Source organism: Pseudomonas sp. I8001 (genome assembly GCF_013385345.1).
GTDB lineage: Bacteria > Pseudomonadota > Gammaproteobacteria > Pseudomonadales > Pseudomonadaceae > Aquipseudomonas.
The window spans coordinates 16,227-32,376 of the sequence record NZ_JACAQC010000024.1 but is presented as its reverse complement, the minus strand read 5'-3'; the positions used below and the strand labels follow the sequence as shown (position 1 = coordinate 32,376).

14 protein-coding genes are annotated in these 16,150 nt (G+C 62.6%); 8 read left to right on the top strand and 6 right to left on the bottom strand.

The window, feature by feature from the left end; translation table 11 throughout:
- Position 1: 1 nt before the first annotated feature.
- On the bottom strand, positions 2 to 1,312 hold the full coding sequence (locus tag HX839_RS16640) for an MFS transporter (protein ID WP_003212559.1): 1,311 nt from the start codon (positions 1,310 to 1,312) through the stop codon (positions 2 to 4).
- A gap of 161 nt (positions 1,313 to 1,473) precedes the next feature.
- Between HX839_RS16640 and HX839_RS16635 the strand changes: the two genes are divergently transcribed.
- From HX839_RS16635 to HX839_RS16625, 3 genes are all read left to right on the top strand, one after another.
- Positions 1,474 to 2,580: a sugar diacid recognition domain-containing protein gene (locus HX839_RS16635; RefSeq protein ID WP_003212558.1), complete on the top strand. Its 1,107-nt coding sequence runs from the start codon at positions 1,474 to 1,476 to the stop codon at positions 2,578 to 2,580.
- A 91-nt stretch (positions 2,581 to 2,671) separates the two neighbouring features.
- A complete protein-coding gene (locus tag HX839_RS16630) occupies positions 2,672 to 3,817 on the top strand; it encodes a glycerate kinase (protein WP_177067361.1) in 1,146 nt (381 codons plus the stop codon).
- 78 nt (positions 3,818 to 3,895) lie between these two features.
- Positions 3,896 to 4,408: a GNAT family N-acetyltransferase gene (locus tag HX839_RS16625; protein ID WP_003212556.1), complete on the top strand. Its 513-nt coding sequence runs from the start codon at positions 3,896 to 3,898 to the stop codon at positions 4,406 to 4,408.
- Here the strand turns inward: HX839_RS16625 and HX839_RS16620 are convergent.
- On the bottom strand, positions 4,405 to 5,100 hold the full coding sequence (locus HX839_RS16620; protein ID WP_177067360.1) for an aspartate/glutamate racemase family protein: 696 nt from the start codon (positions 5,098 to 5,100) through the stop codon (positions 4,405 to 4,407). The genes HX839_RS16625 and HX839_RS16620 overlap by 4 nt on opposite strands.
- 126 nt (positions 5,101 to 5,226) lie before the next feature.
- Between HX839_RS16620 and HX839_RS16615 the strand changes: the two genes are divergently transcribed.
- The gene (locus tag HX839_RS16615) at positions 5,227 to 5,721 is read left to right on the top strand and encodes a hypothetical protein (RefSeq protein ID WP_003212554.1); all 495 of its coding nucleotides are present in this window, start codon (positions 5,227 to 5,229) and stop codon (positions 5,719 to 5,721) included.
- Between the two features lie 110 nt (positions 5,722 to 5,831).
- Here the strand turns inward: HX839_RS16615 and HX839_RS16610 are convergent, their stop codons facing one another.
- Both HX839_RS16610 and ccoN read right to left on the bottom strand, forming a co-directional pair.
- Positions 5,832 to 6,053, bottom strand: a complete 222-nt coding sequence (locus HX839_RS16610; RefSeq protein WP_177067359.1) for a cbb3-type cytochrome c oxidase subunit 3 — start codon at positions 6,051 to 6,053, stop codon at positions 5,832 to 5,834.
- Positions 6,053 to 7,480 (bottom strand): cytochrome-c oxidase, cbb3-type subunit I, encoded by a 1,428-nt coding sequence (ccoN, locus tag HX839_RS16605; RefSeq protein ID WP_177067358.1) that lies wholly within the window; start codon positions 7,478 to 7,480, stop codon positions 6,053 to 6,055. The genes HX839_RS16610 and ccoN overlap by 1 nt, the downstream gene beginning before the upstream one ends.
- A gap of 208 nt (positions 7,481 to 7,688) precedes the next feature.
- On the opposite strand from ccoN, the gene aldA reads away from it, so the two are divergent.
- The 4 genes from aldA (at position 7,689) to HX839_RS16585 (ending at position 13,357) form a co-directional block, all read left to right on the top strand.
- Positions 7,689 to 9,113, top strand: a complete 1,425-nt coding sequence (gene aldA / locus HX839_RS16600; RefSeq protein ID WP_177008514.1) for an aldehyde dehydrogenase — start codon at positions 7,689 to 7,691, stop codon at positions 9,111 to 9,113.
- 76 nt (positions 9,114 to 9,189) lie between these two features.
- Positions 9,190 to 10,500 (top strand): nitrate/nitrite transporter, encoded by a 1,311-nt coding sequence (locus tag HX839_RS16595; protein ID WP_003212550.1) that lies wholly within the window; start codon positions 9,190 to 9,192, stop codon positions 10,498 to 10,500.
- 1 nt (position 10,501) lies between these two features.
- Complete coding sequence (locus HX839_RS16590; RefSeq protein WP_008432553.1) at positions 10,502 to 11,719, top strand: mandelate racemase/muconate lactonizing enzyme family protein; 1,218 nt, start codon at positions 10,502 to 10,504, stop codon at positions 11,717 to 11,719.
- Positions 11,720 to 11,746: 27 nt separating this feature from the next.
- Positions 11,747 to 13,357: a GMC family oxidoreductase gene (locus HX839_RS16585; RefSeq protein ID WP_177039956.1), complete on the top strand. Its 1,611-nt coding sequence runs from the start codon at positions 11,747 to 11,749 to the stop codon at positions 13,355 to 13,357.
- Positions 13,358 to 13,471: 114 nt separating this feature from the next.
- On the opposite strand, the gene HX839_RS16580 is transcribed toward HX839_RS16585, so the two are convergent.
- Together HX839_RS16580 and HX839_RS16575 are read right to left on the bottom strand one after the other, a co-directional pair.
- Positions 13,472 to 14,398, bottom strand: coding sequence for a pyridoxal-phosphate dependent enzyme (locus HX839_RS16580; RefSeq protein ID WP_177027866.1), 927 nt, complete (start codon positions 14,396 to 14,398; stop codon positions 13,472 to 13,474).
- Between the two features lie 37 nt (positions 14,399 to 14,435).
- Positions 14,436 to 15,839, bottom strand: coding sequence for a sodium:solute symporter family protein (locus HX839_RS16575; protein ID WP_008432557.1), 1,404 nt, complete (start codon positions 15,837 to 15,839; stop codon positions 14,436 to 14,438).
- Positions 15,840 to 16,150: the final 311 nt, after the last annotated feature.

Sequence of the window (16,150 nt, the reverse complement as noted above, 5' to 3'; positions counted from 1 at the left end):
TTCAAGCCTTGAGTGTGCGCGTCATGCGCAACGCCAACACACTGCCCGCGACGATCACCGCCGCCAGCAGGTACAGCGCCAGGTCCGTAGACCCGGTGGCATCTTTCACAAACCCGACGATATACGGGCTGAGGAACCCCGCCATCTGGCCCATGGAGTTGATCAACGCCAGACCGCCCGCTGCCGCACCTGCGCTGAGCATCGCGGTTGGCACCGGCCAGAACATCGGCAGGCCGGTGAGGGCACCCATGGTAGCGATGGTCAGGCCGAGGATCGCAATGGCCGGCGTGGTTGCAAAGTTCACCGCAATCACCAGCCCGATCGCGCCCATCAGCATCGGCACCACCAGGTGCCAGCGACGCTCCTTGCGCAAGTCGGCAGAGCGGCCCACCAGCAGCATGAACACCGCCGCCAGCAGGTACGGGATCGCACTCAACCAGCCAATCACCAGGTTATCGCTGAAGCCCATGTTCTTGATGATCGATGGCAGCCAGAAGTTGATGGCGTACACACCGCTCTGGATGCAGAAGTAGATCAGGCCGAACGCCCAGATCGCCGGGTTCTTGAACACTTCCAGCAGCGAGTCGCTGGTGGTCTTCGGTTTGTTGGCCAGGTCGGTCGCCTGGTCGGCTTCCAGCACCGCGCGCTCATGGGGCGTGAGCCACTTGGCGTTGGCAAAGCTGTCGCTGAGCAGGAAGTAGGCGAGGGCGCCGAGGATCACCGTCGGCACGCCTTGCAGCAGGAACATCCACTGCCAGCCCGCAAGCCCGCCCTGGCCGGCGGCGAAGTGGTTGAGGATCCAGCCGGAGAACGGGCTGCCGAGCAGGCCGGATACCGGAATCGCCGACATGAACAGCGCCATGATCCGCCCACGGCGGAAGGTCGGGAACCACTGCGAGAGGTACAGCACCACGCCCGGGAAGAACCCGGCTTCAGCGGCGCCGGTCAGCAGGCGCAAGCCGTAGAAGTGCGTCGGTGTGGTAACGAACAACAGGCAGGTGGACAGGGCGCCCCAGACGATCATCATCAGCGCAATCCAGCGCCGTGGACCGAATTTGGTCAGCGCCAGGTTGCTCGGCACGCCGCACAGCACGTAGCCGATAAAGAAGATCCCGGCACCGAGGCCGTACACGGTCTCGCTGAATTTCAGGTCGTCGAGCATCTGCAACTTGGCAAAGCCGACGTTGACGCGGTCGAGGTAGTTGAACAGGTAGCAGATGAAAATGAAGGGGATCAGGCGCAGGGTGATGCGCTTGTATACGGCGTTTTTATCGTCATCGGTGGCCTGGGTAACAGCGGCGCTCTGTGACATGGCAGTCTCTCTTTATTATGATTTTTCGCGATGCGAGGGTAACGTTGATCGCCCAACGAGTCTCGGCCACCTCAAGGGGTGCTGTCTTTGTGCTCGCGCACAGTGAAGCATGGTTTGCGCTGTGCCTATGAACAACCGGTTTTTTTCAGGAATTTAGCCCCATGTTCGAGCTGGATCATGACCTGGCGCAGGATATCGTCAATCGCACCATGGCGATCCTGCCCTATAACGTCAACGTCATGGACAGCCAGGGCCTGATACTGGGCAGCGGCGAACCCGAGCGGATCAACACCCGCCACGAAGGCGCGCAGTTGGTGCTGGCCAACGGGCGGGTGGTGGAGATCGACGGCCAGACCGCCAAGCACCTCAAGGGCGTGCAACCCGGGATCAACCTGCCGCTGCTGCACGACCAGCGCCTGATCGGCGTGCTGGGCATTACCGGTGAGCCGGAATTGCTGCGCACCTATGCCGAACTGGTGCGCATGACCGCCGAAATGCTGGTCAGCCAGCGTCACCAGCAAGCCGAGCAACAATGGCGGCGCCAGCGCTGCGATGATCTGCTGGCACTGCTGCTGGCCGAGACCGGTGATTCGCCGCGCCTGGTGGATGAAGCCCAGCAACTGGGCCTCAAGCCGCAGCTGGCGCGCACGCCGTACCTGTTCGAGCTGGGCAGCGGCCAGTCGGCCGAGGCCTTGAGCGCCTGGCTGACCTCGCGCTACCCCGACAGCTGGTGCGTCAGCTCCGCGCAGTTTTCCCTGCTGTGGTGCCGGCCGGCGTCGGTGCAAGTCGATAACCCGCGCCTGCTGGAAAAGCTCGACGGCCTGGGCTGGAACATCCTGCGGGTCGCCGTCGGGGGGCAAGCGGACGGGCTGGCCGGCCTGCGCCGTTGTTACCGGCGAGTCGGCGACCTGCTCGCCTATGGCCGTGATGTGCTGCCCGAATCGCGGTTGCTGACCCTCAATCGCTACCGCCTGCCGGTCATGCTCTGGCGCCACCGCAACGACGACGCCCTCGATGAATTGCTCAACCCGCTGCGCAAGGTACTGGCCAAGGACAGCAACGGCCAGTTGCTGGCGACCCTGCGCAGCTGGTGCGACCACGACGGCCAAAGCCAGGCGTGCGCCGATGCCCTGGGGATCCACCGCAACAGCCTGCGCTACCGCATGGAACGCATCGCCGAGCTGAGCGGCGTCGACCCGCTGACCCTCGACGGCATGCTCGCGTTGTACCTCGGCGTGCAGCTATTGCCGCAAGCATTGTCCAAATGAACAACAAACCCCAGCCACTCTTGTGCAATGGACCGGCGTTATTGCCGGTGCCAACTGGCAGCATGGGCGTTATAAAAACCGGAGAAAGCCCATGAAAATCATCATCGCCCCCGACTCGTTCAAGGACAGCCTGAGTGCTGAAGGCGTGGCGAATGCCATTGCCGAGGGGTTGGCCAGCGTGTGGCCCAACGCCGAGCTGATCAAGTGCCCGATGGCGGACGGTGGTGAGGGCACGGTGGAATCGGTACTCGCCGCCTGCCAGGGCGAGCTGCGCACCAGCCGTGTGCAAGGGCCATTGGGCGGCAGTGTCGACGCGCATTGGGGCTGGTTGGCCGAGAGCCACACCGCAATCATCGAAATGGCCGAAGCCAGCGGCCTGCAACTCGTGCCACCGGGTCAGCGAAATGCGTGTTCCAGCAGCACCTTCGGCACTGGCGAACTGATCCGCGCCGCCTTGGATGCCGGCGCCCAGCGCATCATCCTGGCCATTGGCGGCAGCGCCACCAACGACGGCGGCGCCGGGGCGATGCTAGCCCTGGGTGTGCAGTTGTTTGATGCCGAGGGAGCAGCGCTGCCCCTTGGCGGCCTGGCGCTGGGCAAGCTATCGCGCATCAGCCTTGAACAACTGGATCCCCGCCTGAACGAAGTGCGCTTCGAAATCGCCGCCGACGTGAACAACCCTTTATGCGGTCCTCACGGGGCCTCGGCGATTTTTGGCCCGCAAAAGGGCGCCACTCCCCAGCAAGTCGAGCAACTGGATGCGGCCCTCGGCCATTTTGCCGATCACTGCGCCAGGGTATTGCCCAAAGACGTACGCGACGAACCCGGCAGCGGCGCCGCCGGTGGCTTGGGTTTCGCCGCCAAGGCGTTCCTTGGCGCGCAGTTTCGCGCGGGTGTTGAAGTGGTCGCAGAGCTTGTTGGGCTTGAGCAAGCCGTGCGTGGCGCCGACCTGGTGATCACCGGCGAAGGCAGGTTCGATGCCCAGACCCTGCGCGGCAAGACCCCGTTTGGCGTGGCGCGGATCGCCAGGCAGCAAAACGTGCCGGTGATCGTGATCGCCGGCACCCTGGGTGATGGCTATGAGCAGATGTACGCCCACGGTGTGGATGTCGCGTTCGCCTTGCCGTCCGGCCCGACTACCCTGGAGCAGGCCTGCAGCGAGGCACCGCGCCTGTTGCGCGAGCGCGCCTCGGACATCGCGCGGGTCTGGAAATTGGTGGCTTCGCGTTCCCGATGAGTGCAGTGCAGGGCTCGCCATTCTGAGGCTTTGCCGCCTACACTGGTCGGCCACGTGTTTTTCAAAGGACGAAACACCATGCACACACCTGAACCCAAGATCGTTATCACGCGCTTCACCGAGGCCCACCTTGAAGGCGTCGCTGCGCTCTACAACGACCCGGCTGTCTGCCGTCAGGTGCTGCAAATGCCTTTCCAGTCAGTCGAGGCCTGGCGCAAACGCCTGGTGCAGGACAACGAGCGGCGGCTACAGCTGGTGGCGCTGCATGCCGGTGAAGTGATCGGCCAGCTGGGTTTGGAACAGTATTTGCGCGTGCGCCAAAGCCACGTCGGTTCATTCGGCATGGGCGTCGCCACCGCCTGGCAGGGCAAGGGCGTGGGCTCCCGGCTGCTGGGCGCGGCGCTGGAGGTGGCGGATAACTGGATGAACCTGCACCGGGTGGAACTCACGGTGTACGCCGACAACGAAGCCGCCCACCGGCTGTACCACAAGTTCGGCTTCGAGACCGAAGGCCTGCTGCGCGACTACGCCGTGCGTGACGGCGCATTCGTCGACACGCTGACCATGGCGCGCATCCGCAAGCCGGCCTAGTCGTCCTGCAACGCAAACGCCACCGCAGCCTGCGCATGCAGCTCGGTGGTGTCCAGCAAGGGCAGGTCGCTGTGCTGCGGCTTGATCAACAGGCTGATTTCCGTACAGCCGAGGATGATGGCCTGGGCGCCACGGGCGGCCAAAGACTCGATCACCCGCTGGTACACCTCGCGCGATGCGTCGCTGATCACCCCGACGCACAACTCTTCGTAAATGATCCGGTGCACGGCCTGGCGCTCTTCAGCGTCCGGCACCAGCACGGTCAGCCCCTGTGCCGCCAGGCGTGACTTGAGAAACTCCTGCTCCATGGTAAACGCGGTACCCAGCAGGCCAACGGTCAGGGTGCCAGCTTCCACGGCCGCCGCGCCGGCAGCGTCTGCAATATGCAGAAACGGTATCGACACCGCCGCTTCAATCCGCGGCGCTACCAGGTGCATGGTGTTGGTACACAGCACGATGCACTCGGCGCCACCGGCTTGCAGGCGGCGGGCGGCGTCTTCGAGGATCAGCGCCGCGTCGTCCCAGCGCCCGGCGTGCTGGGCCTGCTCCACCGGGCCGAAGTCGACGCTGTACATCAACAGTTGTGCCGAGCGCAGAGGCCCGAGCTGGTCGCGCACGTTCTGGTTGATGATGCGGTAATACTCGGCGCTGGACTCCCAGCTCATGCCGCCGATAAGGCCGATGGTGCGCATGCGATGCTCCTGAATTGGACGGGCGAGGGCACCACATTACCCGCGCGCTGCGCTTTAGTCATACGCCGGTGTGCGGCATCTGCCATGATCAAGGCTCGCAACATGGGTCACCCAAGGAACACGGCAATGGACGATGTACAACAACTGGGCGAGATGCTGCGTCATTACGCCGACAGCGAAGCTCACAAGAAACAGCAGTTCGAAGTGCAGTCGGCCCATTGGGCGCAGAAGATCGGCGAGTTGTTCGGCCAGATCGAGCAGTGGCTTGCGCCTGTGAAGACGGTCGGTTTGCTGGAAGTGCAGCGCGAGGCGTACGTGGCTTCCGGCCCCAGCGTGCCGGTGGAGACCTCCACCTTCAAGACCGAGAAACTGACCATCCATATCGCCGGCAAACCGGTGGAGTTCGTGCCGGATGTGATGGGCGCCGGCGGTTTGATTTCGCTGTCGGTGATGGGCTTGACCGCCGCCCGCTACGGCAGCATTTCCCTGGTATTGCTGCCGGGGAAAAACGACTGGCTGTGGAAGAAAACCAACGGTTTGAAAGACCCGGATACGTTCGGCTTCGATGCCAACTTCCTGGCGTTGCAGTTGCAGAGCCTGATTCCCCGCGAACGCGGCTAGTCGCTCAATGTGGTGCTTGTGTGGGAGCGGGCTTGCTCGCGAAAGCGGTGTGTCAGTCGCTGTATATGTTGACTGAACCACCGCATTCGCGAGCAAGCCCGCTCCCACAATTAGATATCTATATTGCCCCAGTCCTGCTTTGTTTCCTCAGGCGCCACCGCGTTGACCCGCTTGCCCGTGGCCCGCTCCACCCGCCGCGCCACTTCCGGGTCATCGGCGAACGGCATCAGGCTGGCCTCATCCAGGCTCTCCTTCGACTGGCCCCGCAGGCAATACTCCACCGCGCCATACAGGCCGATCACCGCCGCCAGGTTCAGCACTATCTCCCACATCAGGCGATCTGCGCGTCAAGCTGCGCCACCTTCAAATCCGCCACTCGTACCGTGCGCCAGGTGTTGTACGCCATCAGCAACATGCCGCTGAGGAAGAACACCCCGCCGACGAATCGCACCACAAATCCCGGGTGGCTGGCCTGTAACGCTTCCACAAACGAGTAGGTGAGGGTGCCGTCATCGTTCACCGCCCGCCACATCAGGCCCTGGGTGATGCCGTTGACCCACATCGACGCGATGTACAGCACCGTGCCAATGGTCGCCAGCCAGAAGTGCATATTGATCAGCCCCACACTGTGCATCTGCGCGTGCCCGAAGATTTTCGGGATCATGTGGTACAGCGAGCCAAATGTGATCATCGCCACCCAGCCCAGGGCGCCGGCGTGAACGTGGCCGATGGTCCAGTCGGTGTAATGGGAGAGGGCGTTGACGGTCTTGATCGCCATCATCGGCCCTTCAAAGGTCGACATCCCGTAGAACGCCAGCGACAGCACCAGGAAGCGCAGGATCGGGTCGGTGCGCAATTTATGCCAAGCCCCGGAAAGCGTCATCATGCCGTTGATCATCCCGCCCCAGCTCGGCGCCAGCAGGATCAGCGACATCGCCATCCCCAGCGACTGCGCCCAGTCCGGCAGCGCGGTGTAGTGCAGGTGGTGCGGACCGGCCCAGATGTACAGGGTGATCAGCGCCCAGAAGTGCACGATGGACAGGCGATAGGAATACACCGGCCGCCCGACCTGCTTCGGCACGAAGTAGTACATCATCCCCAGGAAACCGGTGGTCAGGAAGAACCCCACGGCGTTGTGCCCGTACCACCACTGCACCATCGCGTCGGTGGCCCCGGAATACACCGGGTAGGACTTGAACCAGTCCACCGGGATCGACAGGTGATTGACCACGTGCAGCATCGCGATCACCACGATAAATGCACCGAAGAACCAGTTGCCGACGTAGATGTGCTGGGTCTTGCGCTGCACCACAGTGGTGAAAAACACGATCGCATAGGCCACCCACACCACGGTCATCCACACCGCGCCGCTGAACTCGATCTCGGCGTATTCCTTGGTGGTGGTGTAACCCAGTGGCAGGCTGACCAGCATGATCACGATCACCGACTGCCAGCCCCAAAAGGTAAAGGCAGCGAGCTTGTCCGAGTACAGCCGTACCTGGCAGGTGCGCTGTACTGCGTAGTAGCTGGCGGCGAATTGCGCGCTGCCGGCAAAGCCGAAAATCACCAGGCTGGTGTGCAGCGGGCGCAGGCGGCCGAAGGTGGTCCACGGCAGGTCGAGGTTCATCTCGGGCCACACCAGTTGCGAGGCGATCCACACGCCCATGGCCATGCCGACCACGCCCCAGACGATAGTTGCAATGACGAATTGACGCACGACCTTGTAGTTGTAGGCCTGTGCGGTTGATGGTGGTTGCATGCTTAGTCCTCCCACGGTTCCAAGTGGGCGGCACTGTAGGAAGTATGGGTAGAACAATACAGACTCAGACCCGGGTCATTAATACGGATCAGCCACTAACCTGCATTTTTCGCACGTTACCCCCGTCAATAAATCGTTTGTCCAACCCCCGCCCAATGACAAAACTGCAAGTCACTCGCAAAACAACAACGATTGGGCAAAAAACCATATGCAAATCGAGCGCAACTTTTACAACGGCCACTTCGCCGAACCTGCCAGCACCGCCCAAATCGCGGTCTACAACCCCGCGACCGAGGCCCAGGTAGGCCGGGTGTCCGCCGCCACCCCTGATGAAGCCATTGCGGCCGTCGATGCCGCCGCCAGCGCACAGAAAACCTGGGGCAAGCTCACCAGCATCCAGCGCGCCGAACACCTGCGGGCTTTCGCCGCCGCCCTCGAAACCTGCGCTGAAAGCATAGGCCGGGCGCTGGCCAGCGAATCCGGCAAAAGCCTAGACGACGCCAGCAACGAAGCGCGCTACGCCGCCCAGATCACCCGCTACCACGCCGAATGGGCACGCCGCATCGAAGGCGAAATCATCCCCAGCGACACCCCGGACGAAAACCTGTTCCTGCAACGCGAGCCCATTGGCGTCGTGGCTTGCCTGATTCCGTTCAACTACCCGGTCTATACCCTGCTGCGCAAAATCGCCCCGGCGCTGATTGCCGGCAACACCGTGGTGGTGCGCCCGAGCAACAACACGCCGTTGTCCGCCTTTGAAATCGCCCGCGCCGTCGAGCAGTCGGGCATGCCGGCCGGCGTGATCAACATCCTGACCATGGACCACGCCACCGCCGCCGCCCTGTGCACCCACAAGGCCGTGGGCCTGATCACCCTGACCGGCAGCGTCAACGCCGGGCGCATCGTGCTCGACTACTGCAAGGCCAACATCGCCAAGCCGTCCCTGGAGCTGGGCGGCAAGACCCCGGCGATCATCGAGGCCGACGCCGACCTGGAAAAAGCCGCCAGCGACATCATCGCTTCCAAGACCACCCACTGCGGCCAACTGTGCACGGCCGTCGAGCGGGTGTATGTGCAGGAAAGCGTCTATGACCGATTCCTGGCCCTGCTCAAGGCCAAGATCGGCGCCGTCAAATTCGGTGACCGTGCCACGGATGCGGGCCTGATGGGCCCACTGGTCAACGCCAGCTCCCGGCAGAATATTCACGCCATGGTCGAGCGCGCCATCGCCGACGGTGCTGTACTGGAAACAGGCGGCGTACTCCCCGACGGCCCGGGCCATTTCTACCCGCCGACGCTGCTCAGCGCCTGCCGCCAAGACATGGAAATCATCCAGGAAGAAATCTTCGGCCCGGTGCTGCCGGTGCTCAAGTACCGCGATATCGACGAAGCGCTGGCCATGGCCAACGATCACCAGTTCGGCCTGTCGTCGGTGCTCTATACCGAGAACTACCGCACGGCCATGAAAGTCGCCAACGCCATTGAGGCCGGCGAGTTGTACGTCAATCGGACCCCGGCCGACCCTTACCAGGGTTTCCACGCCGGCTGGAAACGCTCAGGGCTGGGCGGCGATGACGGCAAGCACGGGATGCTTGAATTCACCCAGACCCGTTTGGTGGTCATGAAGTACTGATTCACCGATCACCGGCTTTACCTTAATAAAAACAATTATCGGGGCACCTGCTCAGTGGGTGCCCGAGGTCTACAAGATGTCCAAGCCTGCACCCGTTGCCCAGGGTTTCGATGCCGTGTCCGCGGCTAAAAGCGACAAGGCCAGTCGCTACTTCCAATTGATGTTGCTGGTACTGGCTGCCGGGGCGATCTACCCGATCCTCTACCTGCGCCAGGTCTACCAGACCACCATGCTCGAGGTGTTCCAGATCAACCACAGCCAGCTGGGTTATCTGTACTCGATGCTCGGTACGATCTTCCTGCTCAGCTACCTGCCGAGCGGCTGGTTGGCCGATCGCCTGCCGCCACGCTTCCTGATCTTCTTTTCGCTGGTGGCCACCGGGGCCCTGGGTATCTGGTACTCCACCGTGCCGTCGATGACCGGCCTGATGATCATCTTCGGCTGCTGGGGCCTGACCACTGGCCTGACCTTCTGGGCTTCGGTGCTCAAGCGGGTGAAGATGATCGCCCATCACAGTGAGCAGGGCCGCTTCTTCGGCATCCTCGACGGCGGCCGTGGCCTGGTGGAAGCCTTGCTGGCGACCGTGGCCCTGGGGCTGTTCGCCTACGCCACCGAGACCCGCAGCCAAACTGCGGCCGAAGGCTTCAAGCACGTGGTGTACCTGTATTCGTTCGTGTGTATCGCCATTGGTTGTGTGCTGGTGCTGCTCAAGGACCCCAAGTCCATGGCCGAAACTGCGGCGGTGGAGAAGGGCAAGTTCAACCTGATCGCCGACCTCACCACCCTGGTGAAAATCCCCGAGCTGTGGCTGGTGACCGCCATCGTGTTCTGCGGTTACCACATGTTCTGGGCCACCTACAGCTTCTCCGATTACCTGCAAGGCAGCGGCATGACCGCCGTGATGGCCGGCACCATCACCACCATCAAGTTGTGGATGCGACCCATCGGCGGGATCGGCGGCGGCTGGCTGGGGGACAAGTTTTCGAACATCTCGGTGCTGATCGTCGCGCTGCTGCTGGTGACCCTGGCGATGGTTGGCCTGATCGTGTTCCCGGCCATTGGCAGCCTCGGCTTGCTGATCGGCACGGTGATCTTTATCGGCCTGATGACCTACGCGATTCGCGGCCTGTATTGGGCGATCCTCGACAGCTGCGACATCCCGCTGCGCATCACCGGCCTGGCCATCGGCATCGTCTCGGTGGTGGGTTACCTGCCGGACACCTTTATCCCGCTGATCAATGGCTACCTCACCGACACATACCCGGGGCAGGTCGGCTACAACCTGTACTTCGGCTACATCGCCTTCATCGGCGTGCTCGGGACCCTCGCGGCCCTGACCTTGCGCGCCCGGATCAATCGTAAAAAATTCAACCAGACAGGTGCCTGAGATGAAAATCGTCGCCCTTGAAACCCATATTGTCGCCGTACCGCCGCCGCACATCGGCGGCATGTATTGGCTGTTCGTCAAACTGAAAACCGACTGCGGCATCGAAGGCGTGGGCGAGATCTACGCCGCCACCTTCGGCCCCAAGGCCATGCTGCCGATCATCGAGGACGTGTTCGAGCGCTACCTGCTCAACCACGACCCGCACCACATCGAGCGCTTCTTCCGCCAGGCGTACTCCAGCGGTTTCACCCAGCGCCCCGACCTGACCATGATGGGCGTGGTCAGCGGCCTGGAAATGGCCTGCTGGGACATCATCGGCAAGGCCGCCAACAAGCCGGTCTATGAGTTGCTGGGGGGCAAGGTCAACGAGCGCCTGCGTTCCTACACCTATCTGTACCCGGTCAACAGCAAGGGCGAGTACGACTACGACGACCCGGACCTGGCCGCCGAATGCGCGATCGAGAACATGAACAAGGGCTTCACCGCCGTGAAGTTCGACCCGGCAGGCCCGTACACCGCGTACTCCGGCCACCAGATCTCCCTGGAAGTGCTGGAACGCTGCGAAACCTTCTGCCGCAAGATTCGCGAGGCGGTGGGCGACAAGTGCGACCTGCTGTTCGGCACCCACGGGCAGATGGTGCCGTCGTCGGCGATTCGCCTGGCCAAGCGCCTGGAGAAATACGACCCGCTGTGGTTCGAAGAACCGGTGCCACCAGGCCAGGAAGAGGCCATGGCCCAGGTCGCGGCCAAGACCAGCATTCCCATCGCCACCGGCGAGCGCCTGACCACCAAGTACGAGTTCTTCAAGCTCTTGCAGGCCGGTGGTGCATCGATCCTGCAAATGAACGTGGCCCGCTGCGGCGGCCTGCTGGAAGCCAAGAAAATCGCGAGCATGGCCGAGGCCTACTACGCGCAGATCGCCCCGCACCTGTACAACGGACCGATCGGCGCAGCAGCGAGTTTCCAGTTGGCCACGTGCACGCCGAACTTCCTGATCCAGGAAAGCATCATGACCTGGGGCGGTTTCCATGCCGAAGTGCTGACCAAGCCGCTGCAATGGGAGGACGGCTACATCATCCCGTCCACCGAGCCGGGACTTGGGGTGGAGCTGAACATGGACGTGGTGCGCAAGCACACGCCGTACACCGGCGAGCGGCTGCACCTGCAAATGGCGCCCACGCCTGCTGACGTGAAAGACACTTCGCCCGCCAAGGGCTAAAAAAAACGACTTATGCGGTAACCGTGAATGACATACGACTACATCATCGCCGGCGCCGGCGCCGCAGGTTGCGTCCTGGCCAACCGACTCTCCGCCTCGGGCGAGCATTCGGTATTGCTGCTGGAAGCCGGCGGCAAGGACAGCTCCTGGTGGTTCAAGATCCCGGTCGGTTTCGCCAAGATGTACTACAACCCGACCTTCAACTGGATGTACTACAGCCAGCCGCAAAAACAGCTGGCCGACCGTGCCATCTATGCCCCGCGGGGCAAGGTGCAGGGCGGTTCCGGCTCGATCAACGCCATGATCTACGTGCGCGGCCAGGCCCATGATTTCGATGACTGGGCGGCCAATGGCAACGACGGCTGGGGCTTCAAGGACGTGCTGCCGTACTTCCGCAAGCTGGAAAATCACCCCCTGGGCGACACCGAATACCACGGCAGCAGCGGCCCCATCAGCATCACCCCGATGAAGGGCCAGACTCACGCCATCTGCGATGTATTTCTCAAGGGCTGCGAGCAATTGGGCTATGGCCTGAGCGATGACTTCAACGGGCCGAACTTCGAAGGTGCGGGCCTCTACGACGTCAACACCCGCAACGGTGAGCGCTGCTCCAGCAGCTTTGCGCACCTGCACCCGGCGTTGGGTAGGCCGAACCTGACCGTGGAGTTGCATGCGCTGGTAGACCGCGTGCTGTTCGACGATCAACAACGCGCCACCGGCATCAGCGTGACCCAGCACGGCGTGGTTCGCACCTTCAGCGCGCGCAAGGAGGTGATCCTGTGCGCCGGGGCGGTGGATACGCCGAAGATCCTGCAACTGTCGGGTGTGGCGGACAAGCAATTGCTCGCCGAACACAACATCCCGCTGGTCAAGGACCTGCCTGCAGTGGGGCAGAACCTGCAGGACCACCTCTGCGCCAGCTATTACTACAAGGCCAATATCCCGACCCTGAACGACCAGCTCAGTTCGCTGTTTGGCCAGTTCAAACTCGGCCTCAAATACCTGCTGACCCGCAAGGGCGCGCTGGCCATGAGCGTCAACCAGGCCGGCGGGTTCTTTCGCGGCAACGAAGGGCAGGCGCACCCCAATCTGCAGCTGTACTTCAACCCGCTGTCGTACCAGATCCCGAAAAACAACAAGGCCAGCCTCAAGCCCGAGCCGTATTCAGGCTTCCTGCTGTGCTTCAACCCGTGCCGGCCTACCAGCCGCGGGACGATCCGCATCGCCTCGAAAAACCCACGGGACGCGGCCTTGATCGACCCCAACTACCTGAGCACCCAAAAGGACATCGACGAGGTGATCCAGGGCAGCCGGCTGATGCGCAAGATCATGCAGGCTCCGGCGCTCAAGGGCGTGACGGTGGCCGAGGTATTGCCGGGGCCGGCGGTGCAAACCGATGAGCAGATGCTGCAGTACTTCCGCGAGAACAGCGGCTCGATCTATCACCTGTGTGGCTCTTGCGCCATGGGCTCGGACCCGCTGGTGTCGGTGGTGGACAAGCGCCTGAAGGTGCACGGGATGCAAGGGCTGCGGATTGTCGATGCGTCGATTTTCCCCAACGTGACCTCGGGCAATACCCATGCGGCGGTGTTGATGGTGGCGGAGAAGGGTGCGGATCTGATCCTGCAGGATGCCTGAGGCCACCACCGATAAAATGTGGGAGCGGGCTTGCTCGCGAAGGCGGTGTGTCAGGCGCTGGATATGTCGACTGAACCACCGCCTTCGCGAGCAAGCCCGCTCCCACAGGGGGATTTAATTCGGTAGAGAGACCGTGTTCTGCCACTGGGCAACCGTTTCGGCACTGATGCTTACCCCACCACACACAATCACCACCACATCCTCAATCCCGGCAATCGCCCCATGCTCCAGATACGCCACGGCCAACGAAACCCCACATGCCGGTTCCACCAACTGGCGTAAATCATCGGCGTACCGCGCCACGCCCATCATCGCGTCGGCATCACTCAACACCACGCATTGATGGGCAAACCTGCCGATATGCTGCACCGGCCACGCCGCCACCTGGGTCGCGGCCAACGACTTGGCCACGGTATCGATCTTCGCCAGCCGCACGGGCTTTCCAGCCTCTACGGCAGCAGCAAACGAAGCCGCGCCCGCCGTTTCACACGCAATCACCTTGCAGCCGAACCGCCCATGACGCTCCAGGCCCGTCAGAACGCCCGCGAGCAGTCCACCGCCGCCCACCGAGGTCACGATGGCGCCCACCTGAGGGCAGTCCTCAAGAATCTCATCGATCATGCTGCTGTGGCCTTCCCACAACAGCGGGTGATCAAAGGCCGGCACATACAGCGCCTCAGGTGATTCGGAGAGTTGCAGCGCCAGCTCATTGGATTGATCCCACAGATCACCGTGCACCACCACCTCGGCCCCGGCCTGGCGGATGCGTGCGCAGGTGGCTTCGGGGGTGGTGGTCGGCACCACGATCCGCGCCTGTAACCCCAGGCCGCGCGCCGCGAAGGCCGTGGCCAGCCCGGCATTGCCGCCGGAGGGGCATACCACCGTGGTCTTGCCCTGGCTCGCCGCGTAGGCGCACAGCGTGGTCATGCCGCGCAACTTGAACGAGCCACAGGGTTGCAGGTTCTCGAGCTTCAGCCAGACCCGCCGGGTAGCGGTAGACAAGCCGGGGTGCAGGATCAACGGGGTGCGAATCGGCAGCATTTCACAAGTTCCTTTTGGGTGAGGCTGCCATCCTACCTCAGCTCGTGGCTGCCACCAGGGGTTCGGCCGGTGTCCTGCGGCGCGTCACATGGCTGATGCCCATGATGATCAACGGCGTGAACAGGGCGATGTAGGCGTTGTCGATGCCCCACGGATTACCGGCGAGGAACCAGCCCACGGTCGCGAGCAACGAGGCAATGATGCTCAGGAATGCCCCGGCCGCCGTGCCGAATTTCGGCGCGTAGAACACCATCAACACCAGCACGGCCAGGGAGGCGCGTAACGCCTTGCCGAGGAAGGCGATCATCAGCACCTTGTCCGAGGTCAGTGCCAGGGCAATCGGCAACAGGCCGACAGCGATGGTCGCCAGGCGCACGAAGCGCAGGGACTTGGCGTCGCTTTTTTCCGGGTTGAACCATGGCTCGTAGAAGTCCCGCAGCAACAACGTCGCCGAGCCCATGCTCACCGCCGAAATGGTGCCGAACAGCGAGCCGGCAAGGCCTGCCACCACCAGCCCGGCCGTCAGTTGGTCCATGCTGGCGATCAGGGTGGGGAAGGCTTGCAGGGAGTCGACATGGGGGAACAGCACCGCGCTGCACATACCGATCAGTGCTGCGCCGATGCCGAACGGCACCATCAGCACCGCCACGTAGAAACAGGCGCGCTGGGCCTTGCCTGCATGGCTGACGGTGTTCACCGCCTGGATTACGTATTGGGTGGAGAAGATCGAACCGATCCCGGCGATCATCCAGGCGATGATCTGGCCCCAACCCACGGCGGTCCAGTCAAACATGCTGGCGGGCAATTGCGCTTGCAGCTGGCCGATGCCGCCCACCTGCTTCAAGCCGAACCACAAGGCCAGGCCGACGCCCAGGTATTTCAGGGCGGCGTGGACGAAGTTGGTGTAGATCACTGAGCGCATGCCGCCGATGCTGACGTATGCCACCGAGACTACGCCGACGATCACGATCGCCAGGGTTCGGTCTACTTGCATCACGCTGGCCAATACGGCGCCGCCGCTGGCGTAGATCGAGACGGCGACGATCTCCAGGGCAAAGATGGTGATGATCGACGTGGCGAAGCGGGTGCGTTGGCCGTAGTTGCGCGCGAGTACGCCGGAGATGGTGTTGTCGCCCAGGTCCTTGTATTTGCGCGCCAGTAGCCAGGCGAAGAGTACGAAGCCCAGGGCCAGGGCGAACAGGTTCCAAGCGGCGGAGATGCCGACCTTGAAACCGGTTTGGGCGGTGCCGATGCTGACTGCGGTGCCGATAAATTCCGAGAGCATCAGGAAGCCGATCAGGAACGCCGGGAAGTGGCCGCCGCCGGTGGTGTAGTTGTTGGCGCTGCGGGAGTGGCGGCGGACGCCGTAGCTGATCAGTGCCAGGCTGAGCATGTACAGGCCGGTGATGGACAGTACGATCCATGAGGAGTGGGTGGGCATTTTTTATACTCTTTAGGTATTTTTGTAATTGTGGGTAGTTTCCTCTGCTGGTTTTGCTTTCGTCTAATATCGGGTTGGTATGGTTTGATACTCTTTTGGTATGGGTGTATATCCGTTATCTGGGTAACGGCTACCTATGGTTTCGCTCTTACAGCGAGGGCCGCCGCTGCGCAATACCTGCGTTCGGCCTCGGGCTTATTGGGGCAGTCAGATCAAGATCAAAAGCAAGAACACGGCGGCCCGAAAGCCGACCTGAGTGTTAAAAGCCAAGCGCTTTTCTGTAGGAGCCGGCTTGCCGGCGATGCAGACAC

Bases quoted from the DNA above. Each gene is read 5' to 3' on its own strand.
- HX839_RS16595 (WP_003212550.1), top strand. From the start codon at position 9,190: ATGTCCAAGCCTGCACCCGTTGCCCAGGGTTTCGATGCCGTGTCCGCG.
- aldA (WP_177008514.1), top strand. From the start codon at position 7,689: ATGCAAATCGAGCGCAACTTTTACAACGGCCACTTCGCCGAACCTGCC.
- HX839_RS16620 (WP_177067360.1), bottom strand. From the start codon at position 5,100: ATGCGCACCATCGGCCTTATCGGCGGCATGAGCTGGGAGTCCAGCGCC.
- ccoN (WP_177067358.1), bottom strand. From the start codon at position 7,480: ATGCAACCACCATCAACCGCACAGGCCTACAACTACAAGGTCGTGCGT.
- HX839_RS16580 (WP_177027866.1), bottom strand. From the start codon at position 14,398: ATGCTGCCGATTCGCACCCCGTTGATCCTGCACCCCGGCTTGTCTACC.
- HX839_RS16640 (WP_003212559.1), bottom strand. From the start codon at position 1,312: ATGTCACAGAGCGCCGCTGTTACCCAGGCCACCGATGACGATAAAAAC.
- HX839_RS16575 (WP_008432557.1), bottom strand. From the start codon at position 15,839: ATGCCCACCCACTCCTCATGGATCGTACTGTCCATCACCGGCCTGTAC.
- HX839_RS16630 (WP_177067361.1), top strand. From the start codon at position 2,672: ATGAAAATCATCATCGCCCCCGACTCGTTCAAGGACAGCCTGAGTGCT.
- HX839_RS16615 (WP_003212554.1), top strand. From the start codon at position 5,227: ATGGACGATGTACAACAACTGGGCGAGATGCTGCGTCATTACGCCGAC.
- HX839_RS16610 (WP_177067359.1), bottom strand. From the start codon at position 6,053: ATGTGGGAGATAGTGCTGAACCTGGCGGCGGTGATCGGCCTGTATGGC.
- HX839_RS16585 (WP_177039956.1), top strand. From the start codon at position 11,747: ATGACATACGACTACATCATCGCCGGCGCCGGCGCCGCAGGTTGCGTC.
- HX839_RS16590 (WP_008432553.1), top strand. From the start codon at position 10,502: ATGAAAATCGTCGCCCTTGAAACCCATATTGTCGCCGTACCGCCGCCG.
- HX839_RS16625 (WP_003212556.1), top strand. From the start codon at position 3,896: ATGCACACACCTGAACCCAAGATCGTTATCACGCGCTTCACCGAGGCC.
- HX839_RS16635 (WP_003212558.1), top strand. From the start codon at position 1,474: ATGTTCGAGCTGGATCATGACCTGGCGCAGGATATCGTCAATCGCACC.